This window comes from Cytophaga sp. FL35, from assembly GCF_014349235.1.
Lineage (GTDB): Bacteria > Bacteroidota > Bacteroidia > Flavobacteriales > Flavobacteriaceae > Euzebyella.
This window is the reverse complement of sequence record NZ_JACSOH010000077.1, coordinates 1-1,152: the sequence shown is the minus strand read 5'-3', so window position 1 is coordinate 1,152 and position 1,152 is coordinate 1. Positions and strand designations below refer to the sequence as shown.

At 37.9% G+C, this 1,152-nt stretch carries 3 protein-coding genes; 1 reads left to right on the top strand and 2 read right to left on the bottom strand.

Annotated elements, in window-relative coordinates; translation table 11 throughout:
* Nucleotides 1-195, top strand: a 195-nt coding sequence (locus tag BIZ36_RS21005) for a hypothetical protein (protein WP_222937501.1), incomplete at its 5' end; no start/stop codon positions are given.
* On the opposite strand, the gene BIZ36_RS20670 is transcribed toward BIZ36_RS21005, so the two are convergent.
* Together BIZ36_RS20670 and BIZ36_RS20665 are read right to left on the bottom strand one after the other, a co-directional pair.
* Nucleotides 166-459, bottom strand: a complete 294-nt coding sequence (locus BIZ36_RS20670; protein ID WP_187459754.1) for a hypothetical protein — start codon at nucleotides 457-459, stop codon at nucleotides 166-168. The genes BIZ36_RS21005 and BIZ36_RS20670 overlap by 30 nt on opposite strands.
* A 34-nt stretch (nucleotides 460-493) precedes the next feature.
* Entirely contained in the window at nucleotides 494-862 is a 369-nt protein-coding gene (locus BIZ36_RS20665) for a hypothetical protein (protein ID WP_187459753.1), read from the bottom strand.
* Nucleotides 863-1,152 lie beyond the last annotated feature (290 nt).

Below are 1,152 nucleotides of genomic sequence, written 5' to 3'. Positions count from 1 at the left end.
TTTACCGAAGTAATGATGCACAAACCCCAAAGTGCGGGAATTGGAGCGGAGCGACAATGTAGCGATTTGGGTTCACCTTTAGGTGAATTGTGCATCATCATCGGTCTGTATATGGTGCGTATCCCGCAGGGTATGCACTATATACCTTGTTGTGGTGTCGTTTTATTATTTAGTCTTTTGTATTTCTTCTTTTAATTCATCTGGGATATTAACCCATTTTGTATTTTCAGTTCTTTCAAGTTTACAGTTGCATTCATTTTCAGCCACATTCAATATATGGTCAAACCACATTTTATAAGTCCAATCTCGTGGTGCTGGAGAATACAAGGAATGTTTTTTGGGATTCCAATGAACTTCGGTAGCTGTTCTATAAATCATTGGAAAAGTAAATTTAGAAGTAATTAGGTGAAGTTGTCCTTCATTGTCAATTTCTATCGATACGATAAAGTCCTTATTCATTTTCCCAATTTTGAATTTCTAATAAACTGATTTCCTATTCTCCCTTTTTACCTGAAGCCAAATACTCTTTCCCAAAGACAATTATTTCGTTCTCAAATTTCAGAGGCTTTATAAATCCTTTTTCAGCTTTTGAGATTTTGGCAAATTTTCTTTTTTTCAAGTCAACTATTGTCAAAGCTGTTATAGGTCCTTTTTGATAGTCAGTTGTCAGCCACTCTTGAAGTGCTAGGTACTTTGATTCAGGATGCCATTTAAATTCAAAGCCAAAAATTCTATTGTTAATCAACTCCCCGTCTAACTTCAATTTATAATAAGTCGGTCCGAATCTGATTTCTCCTTCAAAAATGAAGTCAAAACCGTGAACTTTTCCTGGTGATTTGTATGCTCCTACTTTTTCTTCCAATTTTTTAATGCACCACAACGCAGGGCTATGTGTAGTCGTGCGTTTTGGTTTTTTGTTTGTCGTACCGAAAGGTACGTAAAAAAGAAAAATACAAGTGAGCAGACCGGATTGCATATAGCGGTTGATATGCACAGTTTTCCTCGACGGCGCCTAAAGGTGATAATATCGATGGTCCCTCATCCTACGGCCAATGCAATCTGACATAGCACGGAGCCTGTGCAGAGTTTACCGAAGTAATGATGCACAAACCCCAAAGTGCGGGAATTGGAGCGGAGCGACAATGTAGCGAT